Genomic DNA, 19,926 nt, shown 5'->3' with positions numbered 1-19,926 from the left:
CCGCGGGCATGAGCCCGCACCAACAGGCCGGACACATGACCGCAATCGCTCCGATCCTCACATATCAGCCAGATCCCTCTTGCTTTCCCAGGGCCGTCCACACATGAGCATCGGAGCACAGGAAGCGCGCGTCGGATCGCCACCAGCGCGCATTTCCAGGCCGGCTCTAGCCGTTGGCGGGAATGGTGACGATGGTATTCGGCCCCTTGCTGGTCTTGGACAGCTCCAGCAGGATCTGCAGCATGGTGAAGGCCAGCTTGCTGTCGAAATCGTCGTCCGCGATCCAGTAGAATTTGTGATTGTAGTTGGTCCAGGAGAAGACCGCCTCCGGGCGTTCCTTCGTCACGTGAATGACGACGATCGGCCGGATTTCCCGCCCGACCAGCCGGATGGTGGGGCGCGTGCGGCCCGAAGTAATATCCTCCTCCGGCACGTCGATCTGGTAGGCGATCTGCCCCAGCACCCCCAGCACCGTGCGCGTCAGCAGCCGGATCTGCCCCCGGCGCGGCCGCCCGCCGCCATAGACGACCTCCACCCGCTCGTCATCCTGCGCCATGCCCAGCAGGCGGCGCGTGTCATGCACCACCCGCGCCAGGTCCGGATCGTCGGTCGAGGCGATCGACAGGAACACGCGGTCGGCCGCCCCGTCCTTGTCGGTGGCCGTGGCGGTGGGGCTGCGCTCCAATTGGATGCCCAGCAGCCCCGCCAGTTGCAGCAGGCGCAGATCGTAGATCAGGTCGAAGAACACCGGCGACCCGCGCCCCACATCCCCACCCAGCGAGCCCGCATTGCTGATCAGGTTGATCGACTGCACCGCCAGCCGGAACAGCACGTCGATCGGCAGCCCGCCCATGGCCAGCGGCAGCAGGTTGCCCGGCGGCAGCGGGCGCAGGATGCTCTGCGCGTATGCATCGCCGGTCACGGGCTGGAAGGTGAAGGTCGGGCTTTCCTGCACCTGCATGCCCGCGCCGCCATAGGGCCGGCTGGCCAGCGAATAGGTCCCGATCCCGACAGAGAGATTGCGCTGCAGCTGATAGCCCGAGATCATCTGGGTGGTGTCCAGAAAGCCCGGCGTGTCGGCATAGCGCAGGCGCACGACGTTCAGCAGCGTCTGCTGCTTGCCTGAGCTGGTCAGCGCGCGCGAATAATCGCTCTGGTCCCGGTCCAGCCGGGTGGGCCCGATTTCGTAGCATCCTTGCAGACCGGACAGGCAGGGCAGCAGCAGAAGAAAACGAATGGTCCTGGTCATGGTCCCCGGATATCGGTCATGGCGCCTGAAGCGCCATAGATCACCGGGCCGGCATTTCCAATGCGCTTCCAGATCATTTTTCCTGACAAGTTGGCAATGTCGGGCCGGTGACGGCGCGCCGGGGAACCCGCCGCCCCCGGCCCGGTTTCATCGAATTGTCACAATGGAAATGCGGCCCCATGCCGTATGTGGCATCCCACCGACAGGGATTCCGCCACCAGGGACACGCATGGGTTGAGCCGATCATGACGACACGCCGCGACTTCCTCAAATACGCTCTCCTGTCCGGTGCGGCGGGCGCCACCGCGACGCTGCCCGACGCGATCCGGCGCGCCTTCGCCATCGCGCCCGATCCGGGCTCGACCTGGCAGGATGCCGAGCATGTCGTGATCCTGATGCAGGAAAACCGGTCGTTCGACCATGTGTTCGGCACGCTGCAGGGCGTGCGCGGCTTCAACGATCCCAGGGCGCTGCGCCTTGCCAACGGCAATCCGGTCTTCGCCCAGTCCGGGGCTTCGGGCCATACCTACCTGCCCTGGCGGCTGAACATCCGCGACACGCGCATCACCTGGATGGGCTCCATCCCCCATTCCCGCGACAGCCAGGTCGATGCATGGAACGATGGCGGCCATGATCGCTGGATCGACGCCAAGGCCTCGCAGCACGCGGGCTATGCGCGTTATCCGCTGACGATGGGCTATTACACGCGCGAGGACCTGCCGTTCTACTACGCGCTGGCCGATGCCTTCACCGTCTGCGACCAGCATTATTGCGGCGCGATGACCAGCACGACCCCCAACCGGCTGCTGTTCTGGACCGGCACCGTCCGCGACCTGCAGGCGACCGATTCCAGGGTCTACATGCGCAATGGCGAAATCCTGGAAGGCGGCATGAACTGGACCACCTTCCCCGAACGGCTGGAGAGAGCCGGCATTTCCTGGAAATTCTACCAGAACGAACTCTCCCAGACCGGCGGCATGACCGGGCCGGAACGGGCGTGGCTGTCCAATTTCGGCTGCAACGTGCTGGAATGTTTCGATCAATATTGCGTCTCGGCCAATCCCGGCTTCAGCGACTGGCTCGAGGCCCGCATCAGCGACTGCACGGACCATATCGACCGGCTGATGACGCAGGAAATGCTCGTCTCCGAAACGCGGGACGAACAGCTGGCCGAAGCAAGGGCCCTGCTGGCGGTCCTGACCCACCGCCGCGCCTCGGCCGGCCGCACGGTGGAAAAACTCCGGCCGGAAGAACGCGCCCTGTTCGAAAAGGCGTTCGTCATCAACAGCGGCGACCCAAATTACAGGACCCTCGAAACCCTGTCCTTCCCCGACGATGAAGGAAAGCGGCACATGGACGCCCCCAAGGGCGATATCCTGCACCAGTTCCGGCAGGATGTGCGCACGGGCGAACTGGCCACCGTCTCATGGCTGGCCGCGCCCGAGCATTTTTCCGACCACCCCACCTCACCATGGTACGGCGCCTGGTACGTGTCGGAAATCATGGATATCCTGACCGAAAATCCGGAAATCTGGAAAAAGACCATCTTCCTCATCACCTACGATGAGAATGACGGCTATTTCGACCATGGCTGTTCCTACGCGGCGCCGGACCCTTACCGTCCGGAAACCGGCCGCTCGTCGGCCGCGATCGGCCCGGACGGTCTGGAATATACCTCCGCCCGCGACGAAGAGGACCGGGGCGTTCCCCCCCGCCTGGCACGCACCGGGCCCATCGGGCTGGGCTTCCGCGTGCCCATGATCGTGGCCTCGCCCTGGAGCCGCGGCGGCTGGGTCAACTCGCAGCTCTTCGAGCACAGCTCGACCCTGCAATTCCTGGAAACCTTCATCCAGCAGAAATTCGGCAAGACGGTCACCGAGACCAACATCTCGCCCTGGCGCCGCGCGATCAGCGGCGACCTCACATCGTGCTTCCGCCCCTATGACGGCACGGTGCCCGCCCTGCCCTATCTGGACCGCGACGCGCATCTCCAGACCATCGAGCAAGCCCGCGACCAGCCCCTGCCCGGCGGCTTTCGCGCACTGCACGCAAGGGAACTGGCCGCCCTGCGCGCCAATCCGACAAGCCTGCGCACCATGGTGCGGCAGGAACCCGGCAGCCGCCCCTCCTGCGCCCTGCCCTACGAACCCTATTGCGACGGCGGCCTGACGCCCGATGGCGAGCAGTTCGCGCTGCGCCTGCACGCCGGCCAAAAATTGTACGGTGCCCGCGCGGCGGGCCTGCCCTTCAATATCTACCGCCACGGCGTCGCCCTGGACGGCACCAGGAAAAGGGGGGCCATGCAGGCCGGCACCTACGCCGTAGCAGCCGGCGACACGCTCGACGTGGCCTTCGACCTGACGTCATTCGCGGGCAGGCAGTATGACGTGTCGGTCCACGCCCCCAACGGATTCTATCGCCGCTTCAAGGGCCGGCAGGGCGGGCTGTGCCTGCAGGCGGAATGCGGATATCTGCACGGAAGGGGCCGGGACCTGGTCCTGCGCGTGACCAATACCAGCCACCGGACCATCACCCTGGCCTGCACCCTGGCCGGCCACCGGGACGCGAGGCAGACACTGCGCGTAACCCCGGGCCAAACTGCCACGGCAGCATTCGACCTGGCACCGGGCGCGATGTGGTACGACATCACGCTCACCACCCCGGCCGAGCCCCAACTGGCCTACCAGTTCGCCGGCCGGGTCGAAACCGGCCACCCCGGACGGACCGACCCCACCATGGGCGCGACCTGAGGCTGTTTGCAAAGTCGCCCTGCCGGCGATCCGACGCGACTTTTCAAACAGCCTCTGGCAATCACATGAAGGGCGCAGAAAAGGCGCGCCGGATCGCCACCGGCGCGCATTTTCGGGCAGGCTCAGGTGAGCTTCTTCGCCAGCCCGGCAACATGCTGGCCGAGGAAACGCGCGCCATCCAGTTCATTCTCGCTCACAGCGCGCGACCCGTCGCCACCGGCCAGCGTGGTCGCCCCATAGGGCGCGCCGCCCGTCACCTCATCCAGCTTCAACTGACCCTGGAAGCTGTAGGGCAGGCCGCTGATGACCATGCCGTGATGGATCAGGTTGGACAGCAGCGAATACAGCGTCGTTTCCTGCCCGCCATGCTGGCTGGCGGTGGAGGTAAAGGCCGCGCCCACCTTGCCGACCAGCGCACCCTTCAGCCACAGCCCACCCGTCTGGTCCCAGAAGGCCGCCATCTGTGCCGGCAGCCGCCCGAAGCGCGTCGGCGCACCGATGATGATGGCATCATACTCCGCCAGATCGGCCGGGGTCGCGACCGGCGCCGCCTGGTCGAGCTTGAAATGATGCGCCTTCGCGATCTCCTCGGGCACCGTCTCCGGCACGCGCTTGATATCGACCTCGACGCCCGCCGCGCGGGCCCCCTCGGCGACGGCCCCGGCCATCGTCTCGACATGCCCATAAGTGGAATAATAGAGAACCAGCAGCTTCGTCATCGTGACCTCTTCCCGGCCTCGGGGCCGTTTTCTGGGGGGCGAACGTTACATTCCGGACCATACGGCCCACCCCACCAGACGGCAGTACCCAAAGACGGAAACCCACGGTTTCCGTCTTTTACCGGTCACGCCATTTCACCCCATCACAACAAAGCGCCGAACATCGCCAGCACCACCCCGCCCATCAGCAGGGTCGCGATCCAGCCCAGCCATCGCAGCGGGCCGCGAATGGCAAACCGCCCCATCACATCCCGCCGCGCCGCCACCACCATCATCACGACCATGACCGGCACCGCCGTCACCCCGTTCAGCACCGCACTCCAGAACAGCGCGCGGATCGGATCGACAGGCGCGAAATTGATGATCATGCCGATCAGCGTGGCGATCACCAGCGTGGCGTAGAAGGCCTGCGCCTCCTTGGGGCGGCGCTCCAGCCCCGTCGGCCATTGCCGCGCCTCCCCCACGGCATAGGCGGCCGATCCCGCCAGCACCGGCACTGCCAGCATCCCGGTGCCCACGATGCCCACCGTGAAGACCAGCGACGCGAATTCCCCCGCGATCGGCCGCAGCGCCTCGGCGGCCTGCGCCGAGGTCTGGATATCGGTCACGCCATGGACATTCAGCGTCGCCGCCGTCGTCACCAGAATGGCCAGCGCGACCAGGTTGGAGAATCCCATGCCCACCAGCGTATCGATCTCGATGCGCCGCAGCGCCCGCCTGCCCTGCGACGGCGCATCGACCAGGTCGACGCGCTGGGGATAGACATGCAGGTCCTCGACCTCCTCCGACGCCTGCCAGAAGAACAGATAAGGGCTGATCGTGGTCCCCAGGATCGCCACCAGCGTCGTCAGATAGCCCGACGTCAGCGCATGGCCGGGCCAGACCAGATGCCAGGCCAGCCCCCGCCAATCCACCGCCACGCAGGCCAGCGCGGCGAAATAGGCAAACAACGCCAGCGTCAGCCATTTCAGCGCCGCCACATAGCGCGTATATTGCAGGAAGAGCTGCATCGAGATCGAAATCGCCGAGAACAGCAGCACATACAGCGCATGCGGCGCCGGCAGCAGCAGCCCCAGCGCATCGGCCATCGCGCCCAGATCGGCGCCCAGATTGATGATGTTCGCCACCAGCAGCAGCAGCACGACCCCGCTCAGCAGCCAGGCCGGACAATGCAGGCGGATCACGCCGGCCAGCCCATGCCCCGTCGTCCGCCCGATCCGCGCGCTGATCATCTGCACCGCCACCATCAGCGGATAGGTGAACAGCAGCGTCCATGACAGCCCATAGGCAAACTGCGCCCCGGCCTGCGAATAGGTCGCGATCCCGCTCGGATCGTCATCCGACGCGCCGGTGATCAGCCCCGGCCCCAGCACGCGAAACAGAGGCGGCCGGCTCGGCCCGACCACCGGGCTGGGCAGTTCGGGATCATCCGCCCCCCGCCCCCCGGCAGGCACAACCGGCCCCTCGTCCCCACCGGGCGATGCCGCCGCCCCGCCTTCCCCCCCGTCCGGGGGCGTTTTCCGCGCTCTCATTCTGCTGCTCGCTTCATCGGGTCGAATGCGGATATCATCCTATCCCAGGCCCCACATGGTTGCACTCTCACGCGAAACCGCATGATGATCGACCCAATCTTGTCGTCACCGGCTCCAAACGCATGCGCGGAGCCACAGAATGCGAGGCCATTGCCATGACACGTCCCCATCTCCGGCTTCTCCTGGCAGGCACCGGCGTCCTGGCACTGCTGGCGGCCGTCGGCTGCCGCGCCATCCTCTCGCCGGAAGAAGCCCGGCAGTCGGTCGCGGCCGGAACCGGCCCCAATCCGATCCTGCTGCCGCCCAACCCGACCTTCATGCCCACGGTCAACATCGCCACCCCCGTCGGCTGGCAGGGCACGCAGGCCCCCGTCCCTGCACCAGGGCTGGCGGTGCATGTGTTCGCAACCGGACTGGACCATCCGCGCTGGCTGTACAGGCTGCCCAACGGCGACATCCTGGTGGCGGAATCCAATTCGCCCGGCACCGATATCAAGACCCTGAAAAACCGCATCGCCGGCCTGATCATGGGCCGCGTCGGCGCGGGCGCACCAAGCCCCAACCGCATCATCCTGCTGCGCGATACCAATGGCGACGGGCTCGCCGACCAGCGCAGCGTCTTCCTCGACCATCTCTATTCGCCCTTCGGCATGGCACTGGTCGGCGATACGCTCTACGTGGCCAATGCCAACGCCCTGGTCCGCTTCCCCTATCACGAGGGCGAAACCCATATCGACGCCCCGGGCGAGAAAGCCGCGGACCTGCCGGCCGGATACAACCACCACTGGACCAAGAACATCCTGGCCAGCCCGGACGGACGCACGCTCTACGTCACCATCGGCTCCAACAGCAATGTCGCCGATAACGGCATGGAAGCCGAGGAAGGCCGTGCGCGGATCGACAGGTTCGACATCGCCACCGGCACGCTCACCCCCTTCGCCACCGGCCTGCGCAACCCCAACGGGCTGGCGTGGGAGCCCCGGACCGGCATCCTGTGGACGGCGGTGAACGAACGGGACGAAATCGGCAGCGACCTCGTGCCGGACTACATCACGTCGGTGAAGGAGGGCGCGTTCTACGGCTGGCCCTACAGCTATTACGGCCAGCATGTCGATGTCCGCGTCCAGCCCCAGCGGCCGGACCTGGTGGCCAGCGCCATCGCGCCCGATTACGCGCTGGGCCCGCACACGGCCTCGCTGGGCATCGCCTTCTCGCAGGACAGCAGCCTGCCCGACGAATGGCGCAGCGGCCTGTTCGTCGCCCAGCACGGCTCATGGAACCGCAAGCCCAAGAGCGGCTACCGCGTCCTCTACGTCCCCTTCGCCGACGGCCGCCCCTCCGGCCCGCCCCGCGACGTGCTGACCGGCTTCCTCACCGCCGACGAAGAGCATGTCCACGGCCGCCCCGTCGGGCTGACCCTGGACAGATCCGGCGCCCTGCTGGTCGCGGACGATGTCGGCAATACCGTGTGGCGGGTAACGGGCACGGAACGAAAGCGCGACTGACGCCAGCCGATATCAGGTCCAGTACCAGGACCTGATATTCCAGCAGTTCGATCGCACGTTGATATTGCTCCTGTATCCCACCAGCGCGGACTTCACCCCCTCGATCGAACTGCGCTGGTACAGCGGCAGGATGGGCAGGTCGTGCCGGATGACCGATTGCAGCGTGCGATAGATCTCCCGCCGCTTCATCCTGTCCTGCTCGTGCATGCCCTCGACCATCAGCCTGTCGGCGATGGCGGAACTGTATTGGAAGACATTGCTGCCGACGCCGCCCCTGGCGACCGACTGGTGACTGTCGAAATGCAGCGAGCATTCAGGGTCCGACCCGACCATGAAGTCGATGTCCACAAGTGCGGTATCGAACTGCGAATGGGTCCAGCTACTGCCCCAGGTGATGGCCGGCGGGGCGTCGTGAAGCGACATCGCGGCGCCGATCTCTTTCCACTGCGCCTGCATCACCTGCTGCATCTGCTGGCGGAGCGGATCGCCCGAGGTCGAGGCATTGCCGAATTCCAGCCGCACGCCGTCGCGGCTGCGTATCCCGTCCCGGCCGGGGCGCCAGCCCGCCGCATCCAGCACGGCCCGCGCCCGCGCCGGGTCATGGCGATGGGCCGGCAGGTCCGGATTGAACCAGAAGGATTCCCGCGGCACATAGGATTCGCTGACATGCGGCAGCCCCTCGAGGATGATCGCGATGATCTCCTCCTTGTCCAGCGCCAGATAGAGCGCCTCGCGCACCGCCAGATCCTGGAACTGCGGCCGGCCGAGATTGAAGGCCACGATGCCCGCGGCAGCAGCCGGCGCGATCTCGATCCGCCGCCCCGCCGGCAGGGCAAGGGCCTCCCGGTAGCGATCCGGCGCAATGCCCTGCATGCCCAGATAATCGATCGCACCGACCTCGAACTGGGTGAAAAGGGCGGTCTGGTCCGGGATGTATTTGAAGATCAGCGTCTCGACATGCGGCTCGTCCGGCCGGTAGTAGCGTGGATTGGCCAGCAGCGTGATCTGGTCGCCCGGCACCCGGCTGCCCCAGCGGAACGGACCGGTGCCCACCGGATGCTGCGAAAAGGCAGAGGCGTTCCAATTGCGCTCACGGCCCAGCAGATGCGCCGGCACGACGAACATGTTCGCAAGCTGCGACAGATAGGACGCCGAACTCTCCTTCATCCGCCACGTGATTTCCGTTGCACTCACGACGGCGACATCCGTGACCAGCTCGTGCCCGGCGCGCGAATAGGCCGGGGAATCCGGATCGTGGAGCAGCCCGAGCGTAAAGCGCACATCCTCGGCCGTAAACGGCGTGCCGTCATGCCAGACGACATCCGGCCGCAGCCTGATGCGCCAGACGGTGCCATCCTCCGAAATGCCGCCATTGTCCTGCGTGGGAATGTCGGCCGCCAGTTCGGGGACGAACATGCCCGTCTCGTCGATGGACCAGAGCGGGCTGAACAGGTTCATGTGAACGCCGTCATCCACCTCGATATGCGGAAACAGCGGATTGAAGACCGTCGGCTCCTGCGAAAGCCCAACGACGATGCCGCCGCGCCGCCCCCGGGGTGCCGCGCCACCCGCCCCGCCGGCAAGCCCCGGCAGGGCAAGCGCCGCGCCAAGCCCGCCCACGAATGCCCGGCGGCCGAGAGGATACATCCTGGATCTCCGCATCGAACGTTCCTAGAAACCGACGTCGATCTGAATCTTCGAGCCATCCGTGAAGCGCGTCCAGCGGAAGGGCGAAGGGTCGACGACCGGGTCCGCCCCCGTCGCCAGGTCGGCGGCAAGCTGCCCCGCCCCCGGGCCGATCCCGAACCCATGGCCCGAGAAGCCCGTGGCCACGATCAGCCCGGCAACACCCGGCACCGGGCTGATGGTCGGCACCGCATCGGGCAGCACGTCGATCATGCCGCCCCATGTCTGCACCACCTTCATCCCCGCCGCCTTGGGAAACAGGCTCAGGAAGGCCTCCTCGGCCTGTTTCAGCAGGGATGCGACCGGTGCCGGGTCCAGCGTGCGCACCCGCTCGAACACCGTCGGCCGGTCCATGGACCAGTGCCGGGGCTGCCGCACGGCCTCCATGAAACGATGGTCCAGGCGCGGCTTCAGCGCCCGCCGCTCGGCCCGGAGCGCCGGCAGGAATTTCGGCAGGAAACGGATCGTATCCGGCACGATGGGCGCCACGACGGTGCCGGACTGGGCGAAATTGTAGCCGCCGTCATCGCGTTTGCGAAAGGCGACCTTGCCCGTATAGGCGCTCACCTCCGGCAGTCCCTCGATCGGCGAGGTCCGGGCGACCGAGGCCAGCACCTTGAGCTGCGGCAAAGTCAGGTCATGGTTCTCCAGCAGCAGGCGCGACCACGCCCCGCCGGCGACCACCACCGCACTACAGGCGATACGCCCTTTTTCCGTAAACACGCCCCGCACCTGCCCGCCCGCGATATCCAGCCCCCGCACGGCGGTGGATTGCAGGATATGCGCGCCGCGCGCCCGGGCGGCGGCCGCAATGGCCGGCGCGGCCTTCTGCGGTTCGGCCCGCCCATCGGTCGAATTGTACAGGGCGGAGCGGAACGTACGCGTGGCGCCCGGCAGCAGTTCCGCAATCTCCGCCGGCGAGATCACGCGCGATCCGGTCTGCCAGATGCGGGAATTCTCGGCCCAGCGTTCATGGCGCGCCTGGTCGGCCTCGCTCACCGCCACGGAAAGCACGCCGGTCACCTTGAAGCCGGTATCGGCCTGTTCGAGCGGACCGAGCCCGTGCCAGAGACGCATGCTTTCGACCATCAGCGGAATTTCGCGCGCATCGCGCCCGTTCTTGCGCACCCATCCCCAGTTGCGGCTGGATTGTTCCGCCCCGATCATGCCTTTTTCGCACAGGGTGACGGCAATCCCCTTCCGGCTCAGCGCAAGGGCCGTGCTGGCGCCGACGATTCCCCCGCCGATGACGACAATGTCGGTCGAGGCCGGCAGGGTCGTATCGCTCTCGATGGTGACGACTTCAGGTCCCATGATCTGTCTTCCACTTGTCGTGAATAGGTCTCAGCGGCAGGATTGCCCGGCGAGCGGACCGTCGATCACCAGCTCGTCGCGCAGGCAGGCGGTCATGTGCCCCCCCTCCAGCATGCGGACGGGCGGTTTTCCCGTGGCGCAGGCCGCAATGGCGAAGGGGCAGCGGGGACGGAATGCGCACCCTCCCGCCCCATCCGTCTCTTCGGCCGGCAACCGCGCCGCCATCGGGCCGGCTGGCGCGCTGTCCGGCGCCGGGGCAGCGTTCAGCAGCATGGCGGTATAGGGGTGGCGCGGACGCGTGAACATCGCCACCGTCTCCCCCAGTTCGACGATGCGGCCGCGATACATCACGGCGATCCGGTCGGAGATGACGCCCACCACCGGCAGGTCATGGGCAATGAACACGATGGCAATGCCCAGCCGCTCGCGCAGGTCCATGAACAGGTTGACGACCTGCGCCTGCACCGACACGTCCAGCGCCGATACCGCCTCGTCGGCGACGACCAGCGCCGGGTCGAGCATCAGCGCCCGGGCGATGTTGATCCTCTGGCGCTGCCCGCCCGAGAATTCGTGCGGATAGCGGTTGAGCAGCGTCTCCGGCAGCCCGACCAGGTCGAGCGCCGCCACCAGCTTCCGGCGATCCTCCGCCGGACCGGCGGTCAACCCGTGGAGTGCGAGCGGCGTACGCAGAAGCTGCTCCACCGTCATGCGCGGGTTCAGCGACGCATACGGGTCCTGGAAGATCATCTGCGCACGGCGGCGGAAGGCCCGGCGCTGCCGCCGGTCCATGCCATCGGGATCGACCCCGTCGAACAGCACCTGCCCCGATGTGCGGGGCAGGATATCCATGGCGATCCGTCCTGCGGTACTCTTGCCCGATCCGGATTCGCCCACGATGCCCAGCACCTCGCCCCGCGCGACCGTGAACGAGATATCGTCCAGCGCGACGAAATCGTCGCCCTTTCCAAAAAGACCTTTCCTGCGCGGGTAGATCTTCGTCAGGTTGCGCACGTCCAGCAGCGGCGCGGTCGGATCAGCCACGGGCAATCTCCTGCCAGCGCACGCAGCGCACCTCATGCCCCTCCCGCGCGGCTTCCAGCGACGGCCGGAACATGTCGCACACGCCGGGGCGGAAATGCGCACAGCGCGGATGGAAGGTGCAGCCCTGCGGACGGTGCCGGGGGTCTGGCACATGGCCCGGAATGGTGGGCAGCCGCCTGCGCCGGGCCAGCACGGCGTCATAGGTCGGCACGGTGCGGAACAGCACGCTGCTATAGGGCATCAGGGGGCCGTCCAGCGCGTCGCGGACCGGCGCGTTCTCGACGACCTGTCCCGAATACATGACGACGACCCGGTCCGAAATCTGCGCCACCACGCCGATATTATGGGTGATGAAGATGATGGCCATGCCCATTTCTGCCTGAAGCTGCCGCAACAGCGCCAGGATCTGGGCCTGGACGGTCACGTCCAGCGCGGTGGTCGGTTCGTCGGCGATCAGCAGCCGGGGACGGCAGGCCAGCGCCATGGCGATCATGACGCGCTGGCGCATGCCGCCGGAAAGCTGGCCGGGATAGTGCGAGACGATCTGCCCCGGGTCGCGCAGCCCGACCCGCGCCAGCAGGTCGACGGCCGTCGCGCGGGCCTGCCGGCGCGTCAGCCCGTCATGGGTCGTCAGCACTTCCGCGATCTGCTCGCCGATGGTCAGGACCGGGTTCAGGCTGGTCATCGGGTCCTGGAACACCATGCTGATATCGCGCCCCCGCAAGGCGCGCATCTCCCGCTCGGGCAGCGCCAGCAGGTCGACTTCATGCGCCTCATCCCGCCTAAACAGCGCCTGGCCCGAGACGATGGTGCCCGCCCCGGCCGGCAGCAGGCCCAGCAGCGCCATGGCGGTCACGCTCTTGCCCGAACTGCTCTCGCCGACGATGGCCACGGTCTCCCCGGCACCGACATCGAAGCTCGCCCCCTCCACCGCCGGAATGTCCGGGCCGCTGCCCTGCGCGAACGTCACGGCCAGCTTGCGGACCGAAAGGATCGGGCGGCTCATGCGCGGCGCCCCTGCCTCGGGTCGACCGCAAGGCGCAGCCCGTCCCCCACGAAATTCAGCCCGATGACGGCGATCGCGATCACGAGGCCGGGCAGGATGGCCAGCCACGGGTCGGGCCGCAGATATTCCTGCGCATCGTTCAGCATCGCCCCCAGGCTGGGCTGCGGCGGCTGGATACCGTTGCCCAGATAGCTCACATAGGCCTCCATCAGGATGGCGCGCGCGACGTTCAGCGTCGAGACGACGATGATGGCGCCGGTGATGTTGGGCAGCAGCTCACGCAGCAGCATATGCACGCCCGATGCCCCCATGGCCTCGACCGCGATCACGAACTCCCGGCCCCGCAGCGCCCGCACCTGCCCGTCGACGACGCGCGAAACCTCCATCCAGGCCACCAGCGAGACGATCCCGACAATGGTCGGCGCACCGGGCTGCCCGAAGGACGCCAGCGTCAGCAGCAGGAAAATGGTCGGAAAACACAATACGGAATCGACGATCCGCATCAGGACGCGCCGCGTCCAGCCGCCATGGAACCCCGTCAGCCCGCCCGTCAGGCAGCCTGTCACGGTACTCAGCACCATGGCCGACAGGCCGATCAGCAGCGAGGTCCTGGCCCCCGCCAGCAGCCGCACCAGCGTATCGCGCCCGATCTCGTCGGTCCCGAGTACATGCCCGCCCGAAAGCGGCGGCAGGAAACGATGATGCAGGTCGATCTCCAGCGGATCATAGGGCAGCAACGGCGGCAGCAGGGTGCAGGCCACGGCCAGCACGGCCACCATGACCAGCCCGGCCGAGGCGGTGCGGATCTTCATGAGGCGACGAAACGTGTGCATATCACGACCCTTTCCGGAATTCCCGCATCATCACCCGCCTCACTGGCGCCCCGCGCGAAGACGCGGATCGGCGACGGCATAGAGGGCGTCGGTGACAATGCTGCCGAAGGTGGCCAGCACGGCGGAAAACATGAGGATACCCATGGCCACCGGATAATCGCGATATTCGAGCGAATCGAGAAACAGCCTGCCGATTCCGGGCCAGGTAAAGACCGTCTCGGTCACCAGCGCCCCGCTGAGCAGGGTAGGCAATTGCAGTCCGGCCAGCGTGATCATCGGCAGCAGCGCATTGCGCAGCACATGCCGGTAGCGAATGCGCCGGGGGGACAATCCCTTGGCCCGGGCGGTCCGGATGTAATCCTGGCCCAGAACCTCGGCCACCGCATTGCGTGTATAGCGCGACCAGATCGCGGTGGACCCGAGGGCCAGCACGACCGCCGGCAGCAAGAGATGCCGCAGATAATCGCCGAGCGAGAAGGCGCCCCCCACCGCATGGATATTTCCCGATGGCAGCCAGCCGAGACGCACCGAGAACAGCGAGATGAAGACAAGGCCGAACCAGAAGGTCGGGATCGACAGCAGAACGACGGAAAGAACCGTCATCAGCGTGTCGGTACGCGACCCCTGGCGAAAGGCCCCGTACATCCCCATCGACGCGCCCACCCACGTCGCCAGCAGGCTGGCGGTGCCGGCCAGTTCCAGCGTGGCGCCCAGATGACCGAAAATGACCGTCAGCACCGGCTGATGATCGCGGAACGAACGCCCCCAATCGCCGACCAGCAACCCCTTCACCCAGATCAGATACTGAAGAGGCAGGGGAACATCGAGCCCCATCTGGTGCCGGATCACGCCCAACTGAGTCGCCGTCATGCCCGGCGACAAGGCAAACTGCGCCAGTGGATCGCCGGGCGCCAGATGCAGCAGCAGAAAACCGGTGACAGAGACGATCGCCAGGGTGACGACCATACGGACGAGCCGGGAGACGAACGTTTCTGTCATCGCATATCCTTGCCGCCCGTCCCGATCAGAGCTTCAGATTGACCTGGAAATAGTAGTATCCACCGTTGAAGCCGATCTGCTGGATATCGTAATCATACATCGCCGTCCCGATATAGCGGAATGCGGTCGGTATCTTCTTCTGCTTTTCGTTCCCGACATTGTTCGCGCCGAGCGCGACCCGCCATTGCGGATTGATCTGGTAGGCAATCATCAGGTTGGTCTGGAAGCGCGGGCTGTTGACGTAACGCATGAACCGCGTGTTCGAATAGGCCAACGGGCCGAGATAATATTCGAGCTGCGAGGTCGCCCGTCCATAACGGATTTCATGGGCGGTGAAATCCCATTTCCCCATATGCCAGTTGCCGCCGAAGATCAGCTTGTTCCGCGGGGTATAGGAGGTGATATAGCCCTGCGTCTGGGCATTGATCAAATCTTTCCCGGTACCGTCCTTGTTGATCTTGAGGATGTCGGTCTCGTTGAAATTCACCGCCAGGTCCCAATCGATCGCACCGTACCGCCCCACATCCGTCCGGTAGGTGGCCGTGATGTCCATGCCCCGCGTCCGGGTATTGGCGACGTTCGAGAAATACTGCGCCTTCACCGCCGACGCGATGAGACCCGGAGGAAGGCCAAAGCCACCGGCGGTAAGGGCGTTGATCGCCGGCAGTCCGCTATTGACGCCCCCCACCATGATCCGGTCCTTCAGGGTGATCTGATAGGCATCGAACGTAATATGCAGGTTGCGCACCGGATTCAGCACGAAGCCGGCGCTGAAACTTGTCGACCGTTCAGGCTTGAGCGGGCGGGAGCCCAGTTCGCGCGCAGCGACCGAATTCACGGGCAGGAAGCCGCTGGCACCGGTGGGCGAGACGGCAAGGCTCGACCAGTTCTCCTCCGCCAGCGTCGGGGCGCGGAACCCGTTGCTGATCGTGCCGCGCAGGCTGAAATATTTGTTGAAATCGTAGCGCGAGGACACTTTCCCCGTCTTGGTGTCGCCGGCATCGGTATAATGCTCGAAGCGCCCCGCCAGGTCGATCTGCCATTTCGGCAGAAGCTGCGTCGAAAGATCGATATAGCCCGCCGTCACGTCACGATTGCTGTCCGATGCATTCTGCGGGCTCAACCCATGATCGGCGGCCGGCCCGGCCCCATACCACGCCCCGAATTCGCCGGCCCCGATATGGTAGCTGTCATAACGATACTGCGCACCGATGGCGAAATTCAGCGGCGCGGCCAGCAACGGTACATGAAAGGCATGGCGCAGCCCCGCATCCGTCGTCCACTGGGTGTTGCTCAGCGTCATCATCTTGTTGAAGCGGGCGGGCGACGAGCCGAAATCGGCGATCAGCGACGGGTTTTCGGTATTCAGCATCCCGATCGTGGCCGAATCCCCGCCATAGCTGGTGCTGACATCCCAATCCCAGTCGAACTTCGTGCCGCGAAAACCGACGGTCACGCTGTAGTCGTTTTCGCCAAGCGTGATCTGCGGGCTGAATCCGTACGGGTACATCGACGGCATGACGGTCGAAGGACGGAAATACTGCATGCTCTCGCCATCACGATGCCCGAAGGTCGAGAACGAATAGAGTTCGATGCCGGGCATGATGTGATAGCCCATGTTATAGCCGATCGTCTCGCGCATCTGGCGTGGATTGCCGAGCAGGAAATTGTCTTTTACGCCCGTGCGATTGTCGATCCCATCGCGCGACGTATGGTCCATATACTTGAATTCGGCATTCAGGTCGAAGAACCCGCGATCGGCCAGCGAGGTACCCCAGTTGATCGATTCGCCCGACGTAAAGCCGTCACCCGCATAATAGCCGCCATTGATGGCCTGCGCCTGAAGCCCATGCGTATCGTGCTTGAGAATGATGTTGACGACGCCGGCGATGGCGTCCGACCCATATTGCGCGGCCGCGCCATCCTGGAGAATCTCGACGTGATCGACGGCCGAGACGGGAATCAGGTCGATATCCACCGGGCTCGTACCCTGCTGCGGCCCCTGGAACGTCGAGAGGACCGCCGTGGTGTGCCGGCGCTTGCCGTTGACCAGGATCAGCGTCTGGTTGGGGGTCAGCCCCCGCAGGCTGATCGCATCGGTCATGTTCGAATTGCCGATATTCATGTCCGAACGGGTCATGGACGGCGCAAGCTGGATCAGCGCATCGCGGATGTCGCTCTGGCCGGTGGCGGCAAGCTGCTTTGCCGTGACCACCTGGATGGGGCTGACGCTGCTCCGCGCCGTCTGGTGCGGGTCCCGCGTGCCGGTCACGATGACCTGCTCGTCCGCCGCGGGCAGGTCTGCCACACGCGCCGCCTGGGCCCACGCCCTCCCTCCCGGGGAGAAATGGTTCACACCGAGAAGGATCGTGGTTCCGAGCACGTAATGTCGTAGGCGGGGCATAAGCGTATCTCCGGGACAGGGAGGCGGCGCGGGACGGACCTGCCGTGAAAAGGGACTGACGGGCTGGGCATGCCGGACCAGGGGATCATTTCCTGCCTCCATCATCCATTCCGTTTTCAGTATGCCGAGATTAGGAAGCAGGCCGCACGCTGTCCATATATTTTTTAAACGAAATGATCATATTTCTCATTTCATAGGACTATAAAATTACTCACCACACTGAATTCCAGGAAGAATCGTCCCCCTCCCCGAAAATCAGATTCAGTATGCCGGATTTATCGGAACGGATGGAATCCGCCGGAAGTACCGCACAAAAAACCTTTTCCATGAAAAGATTTATACCGATCCAACGGGTCCACCTCCGCGTCCCTGCGGCCCGGTGAGCATGCACGGCTCGCGGCCGGTCAGTATCCGCGCTCCGGCCGGTAGCGGAGCGGCGCTTCCTCGCCACGCAGCACGGCCCGGATCACCCGCACGGCATGCTCGGCCTTCGCCGGCCGCGACGCCTCGGCGGCGGCATGGGGCGTGATGATGATGTTCGGATGCGCCCACAACGGATTTTCAGGCGGCAGCGGTTCCCGCATGAACACGTCCAGCACCGCACCGTCGAGCAGCCCCGCATCGAGCGCCGCCACCAGATCGTCCTCGACCAGATGGCTGCCACGGCCCGCATTGACCACGCACGCCCCCCGCCTCAGCGCCGCGAACGTGCCGGCCCCCAGGATTCCCCGCGTCTCGGGAGTGGACGGCAGAAGGCAGACGAGGATATCGACCGAGGCCAGGAAGGGCGCGAAACCGCCTTCGCCGGCATGGCAGGCGACACCCGGCACCTCATGCCGCGATCGCGCCCAGCCCGCGACCCGGAACCCGGCACCGACCAGGCGCATCGCCACCTCGCGTCCCAGATTCCCCAATCCCATGATGCCGACCGTCGTATCGCCCGCCAGCCGATTGCCGGGAAAGGCGAGCCATTCATGCGCCTGCCGGGCATTCCGCCACGTCCACGCGCGTCTCAGGCAGCACAGGCTGGCCCACAGCACATAGTCCGACATCTGCGGCCCAAGCTCGGCATCGCCCATGCGATAGAGCGGAACATGCCGGGGCCATAGCGGGTCGCGGGTGATGTGATCGACCCCCGCGCCGCTGCTGACAATGGCCTTCAGCCCGGTCATGCGGCGCAGCATCGCGCCCTCCGGCTCCCATGCCAGAACGAAATCGACCCGCTCGGGCGCCGCGCAGGCATCCGCCCACCCCAGCACCTCCAGTTCCGGCATCAGCGGGGCAAACGCCGCTTTCCATTCCGCCAATGCCGCGGCTCCGCCCGACCTGATGGCAAGACATGTCATGAGACGCTCCCTTTCCGGCCCTCCCGCACGGGCGGCCGCCAGACCGGCGCCAGTTCGCCCACCGCCATTACGGTATACTGAACCAGGAATACGCACCGCGTCCATTCCGAAAACGAATCTTCTTCCTTTCCATTCCTCATATTTTCCCGCGCGATCTCCGAAACAAAGCGGCAATCCCTCCCGCACCCCCTTTTCAGTATACCGGAATGCAGTTTAAACAGGACGGGAAACGGCAACCGGTCCCCTATGACATGACATCGCCACAGAACCTGGGTCAGCACTATGATGTCGCCATAGCCGGCGCAGGCATCATCGGGCTGGCCACCGCCCTTTTCCTGCGCGAGCGGGGCCTGTCGGTGGTGGTTTTCGACAAGGGCGAGGCCGCATACGAGCAATCCAGCCGCAACTGGGGCTGGATGCGCACCATCAGCCAGGACATGGCGGAACTCTCCCTGGCCCTCGACAGCCGGCCGCTCTGGCGCCAATGGGCCCGGGAGGGCGATTTCGGATTCCGGCCATGCGGCCTGTTGTCCGTGGCCGCCGATGCGGGCGAATGGTCCGGCCTGCGCGGCTGGCTGGACCAGGCAACCGGTCGCGGACTGGACGCCAGGATGGCCGAGGCGGACGAGGTAGCGCGCCTCCTGCCCCAGTTCCGGCGGCGCTGGGCCGGTGCCGTGTTCGCCCCGGGCGATGCGGGCATCGAACCCGACCAGGCCATGAATTTTCTGGAAAGCAAGGTCCGGCAGGCCGGGGTCGATATCGTGACCGGCAACGCCGTCAGGCGCATCGACATCCGGGGCGGCACGGTGGCGGGCGTGGAGACCGAGACCGGATTCGTGGCGGCGGGCAAGGTCGTGGTCGCGGCGGGCGTGTGGTCGCGCTGGCTGTGCGCCACGCTCGGAATCGTGCTCCCGCAATTGCGCGTCATCGCCTCCGTCCTGCGCACCACGCCGGTCGATGGCGGCCCCGACGTCAATCTGGCCTCGACACGCTATTGCCTGCGGCGCCGCCGCGACGGCGGCTATACGGTGGCCCGCCGCAACTCGTCCCTCACGCACGTCACGCCGGATTCCCTGCGCTTCATGCGCCAGTATCTGCCGAACTATCTCAGGCAGAAACAGCTTCTTCGCGTTCGCATGGGCATGGATTTCTTCCGCGAACTGCGGCTGGAGCGGCGGTTCGGCCCCGGCCGCCCCAACCCGTTCGAGGATTTCCGCACCTGCGACCCGGTGCCGGACACCGAGACGCTGAAAGAAACCCTGGACCATCTGAAGGAGGACGCACCCGTTTTCCGCTCCGCCCGCATCGCGGCAAGCTGGGCGGGCACGATCGACGTCCTGCCCGACGCACTGCCGGTCCTCTCCCCCGTCGCGCGCTATCCCGGTCTTTTCCTGGCAACGGGGTTTTCGGCGCACGGGTTCGGGATCGGGCCCGCAGCCGGCCGGCTGATGGCGGATATCGTGACGGACACAGCCCCGACGGCGTCCGCCGCCCCCTTCCGCCTGGAACGTTTCCACCTCAACGGCGACTGACGCCCACACC

General features: G+C 65.9%; 14 protein-coding genes. 3 read left to right on the top strand and 11 right to left on the bottom strand.

Going from position 1 to position 19,926, the window contains the following annotated elements; all coding sequences use genetic code 11:
* Positions 1 to 166: 166 nt before the first annotated feature.
* The gene (locus tag HLH29_RS15820; protein ID WP_220791547.1) at positions 167 to 1,249 is read right to left on the bottom strand and encodes a hypothetical protein; all 1,083 of its coding nucleotides are present in this window, start codon (positions 1,247 to 1,249) and stop codon (positions 167 to 169) included.
* 245 nt (positions 1,250 to 1,494) lie between these two features.
* Between HLH29_RS15820 and HLH29_RS15815 the strand changes: the two genes are divergently transcribed.
* Complete coding sequence (locus HLH29_RS15815) at positions 1,495 to 3,999, top strand: phosphocholine-specific phospholipase C (protein ID WP_182968348.1); 2,505 nt, start codon at positions 1,495 to 1,497, stop codon at positions 3,997 to 3,999.
* Positions 4,000 to 4,121: 122 nt separating this feature from the next.
* Here the strand turns inward: HLH29_RS15815 and wrbA are convergent, their stop codons facing one another.
* Both wrbA and HLH29_RS15805 read right to left on the bottom strand, forming a co-directional pair.
* On the bottom strand, positions 4,122 to 4,718 hold the full coding sequence (gene wrbA / locus HLH29_RS15810) for an NAD(P)H:quinone oxidoreductase (RefSeq protein ID WP_182968347.1): 597 nt from the start codon (positions 4,716 to 4,718) through the stop codon (positions 4,122 to 4,124).
* A 143-nt stretch (positions 4,719 to 4,861) separates the two neighbouring features.
* Positions 4,862 to 6,250 (bottom strand): NRAMP family divalent metal transporter, encoded by a 1,389-nt coding sequence (locus tag HLH29_RS15805; protein WP_182968346.1) that lies wholly within the window; start codon positions 6,248 to 6,250, stop codon positions 4,862 to 4,864.
* Positions 6,251 to 6,405: 155 nt separating this feature from the next.
* Between HLH29_RS15805 and HLH29_RS15800 the strand changes: the two genes are divergently transcribed.
* Positions 6,406 to 7,755 carry a PQQ-dependent sugar dehydrogenase gene (locus tag HLH29_RS15800; RefSeq protein WP_182968345.1) on the top strand — a complete coding sequence of 450 codons (1,350 nt, stop codon included), beginning with the start codon at positions 6,406 to 6,408 and terminating at the stop codon, positions 7,753 to 7,755.
* A gap of 12 nt (positions 7,756 to 7,767) precedes the next feature.
* On the opposite strand, the gene HLH29_RS15795 is transcribed toward HLH29_RS15800, so the two are convergent.
* The 8 genes from HLH29_RS15795 to HLH29_RS15760 form a co-directional block, all read right to left on the bottom strand.
* Positions 7,768 to 9,402 (bottom strand): peptide ABC transporter substrate-binding protein, encoded by a 1,635-nt coding sequence (locus tag HLH29_RS15795; protein ID WP_220791546.1) that lies wholly within the window; start codon positions 9,400 to 9,402, stop codon positions 7,768 to 7,770.
* A gap of 24 nt (positions 9,403 to 9,426) precedes the next feature.
* On the bottom strand, positions 9,427 to 10,755 hold the full coding sequence (locus tag HLH29_RS15790) for an NAD(P)/FAD-dependent oxidoreductase (protein WP_182968343.1): 1,329 nt from the start codon (positions 10,753 to 10,755) through the stop codon (positions 9,427 to 9,429).
* Positions 10,756 to 10,785: 30 nt separating this feature from the next.
* Complete coding sequence (locus tag HLH29_RS15785; protein WP_338030266.1) at positions 10,786 to 11,796, bottom strand: oligopeptide/dipeptide ABC transporter ATP-binding protein; 1,011 nt, start codon at positions 11,794 to 11,796, stop codon at positions 10,786 to 10,788.
* Positions 11,789 to 12,802 carry an ABC transporter ATP-binding protein gene (locus HLH29_RS15780; protein WP_182968341.1) on the bottom strand — a complete coding sequence of 338 codons (1,014 nt, stop codon included), beginning with the start codon at positions 12,800 to 12,802 and terminating at the stop codon, positions 11,789 to 11,791. Before HLH29_RS15780 ends, HLH29_RS15785 begins: the two co-directional genes overlap by 8 nt.
* Positions 12,799 to 13,635 (bottom strand): ABC transporter permease, encoded by an 837-nt coding sequence (locus HLH29_RS15775; RefSeq protein ID WP_182968340.1) that lies wholly within the window; start codon positions 13,633 to 13,635, stop codon positions 12,799 to 12,801. Before HLH29_RS15775 ends, HLH29_RS15780 begins: the two co-directional genes overlap by 4 nt.
* 39 nt (positions 13,636 to 13,674) lie before the next feature.
* Positions 13,675 to 14,634 (bottom strand): ABC transporter permease, encoded by a 960-nt coding sequence (locus tag HLH29_RS15770; RefSeq protein WP_182968339.1) that lies wholly within the window; start codon positions 14,632 to 14,634, stop codon positions 13,675 to 13,677.
* Positions 14,635 to 14,659: 25 nt separating this feature from the next.
* On the bottom strand, positions 14,660 to 16,942 hold the full coding sequence (locus HLH29_RS15765) for a TonB-dependent receptor plug domain-containing protein (RefSeq protein ID WP_338030265.1): 2,283 nt from the start codon (positions 16,940 to 16,942) through the stop codon (positions 14,660 to 14,662).
* A gap of 500 nt (positions 16,943 to 17,442) precedes the next feature.
* Positions 17,443 to 18,384: a 2-hydroxyacid dehydrogenase gene (locus HLH29_RS15760; protein WP_182968337.1), complete on the bottom strand. Its 942-nt coding sequence runs from the start codon at positions 18,382 to 18,384 to the stop codon at positions 17,443 to 17,445.
* A gap of 251 nt (positions 18,385 to 18,635) precedes the next feature.
* Here HLH29_RS15760 and HLH29_RS15755 point away from each other — a divergent pair, with 251 nt between their 5' ends.
* Positions 18,636 to 19,916, top strand: a complete 1,281-nt coding sequence (locus HLH29_RS15755; protein WP_246374313.1) for an NAD(P)/FAD-dependent oxidoreductase — start codon at positions 18,636 to 18,638, stop codon at positions 19,914 to 19,916.
* The last annotated feature ends 10 nt before the right edge of the window (positions 19,917 to 19,926 follow it).

This window comes from Gluconacetobacter tumulicola (genome assembly GCF_014174215.1).
Lineage (GTDB): Bacteria > Pseudomonadota > Alphaproteobacteria > Acetobacterales > Acetobacteraceae > Gluconacetobacter > Gluconacetobacter tumulicola.
Note: the sequence above shows the minus strand (reverse complement) of the source record. Positions and strands in the feature narration are given on the sequence as shown.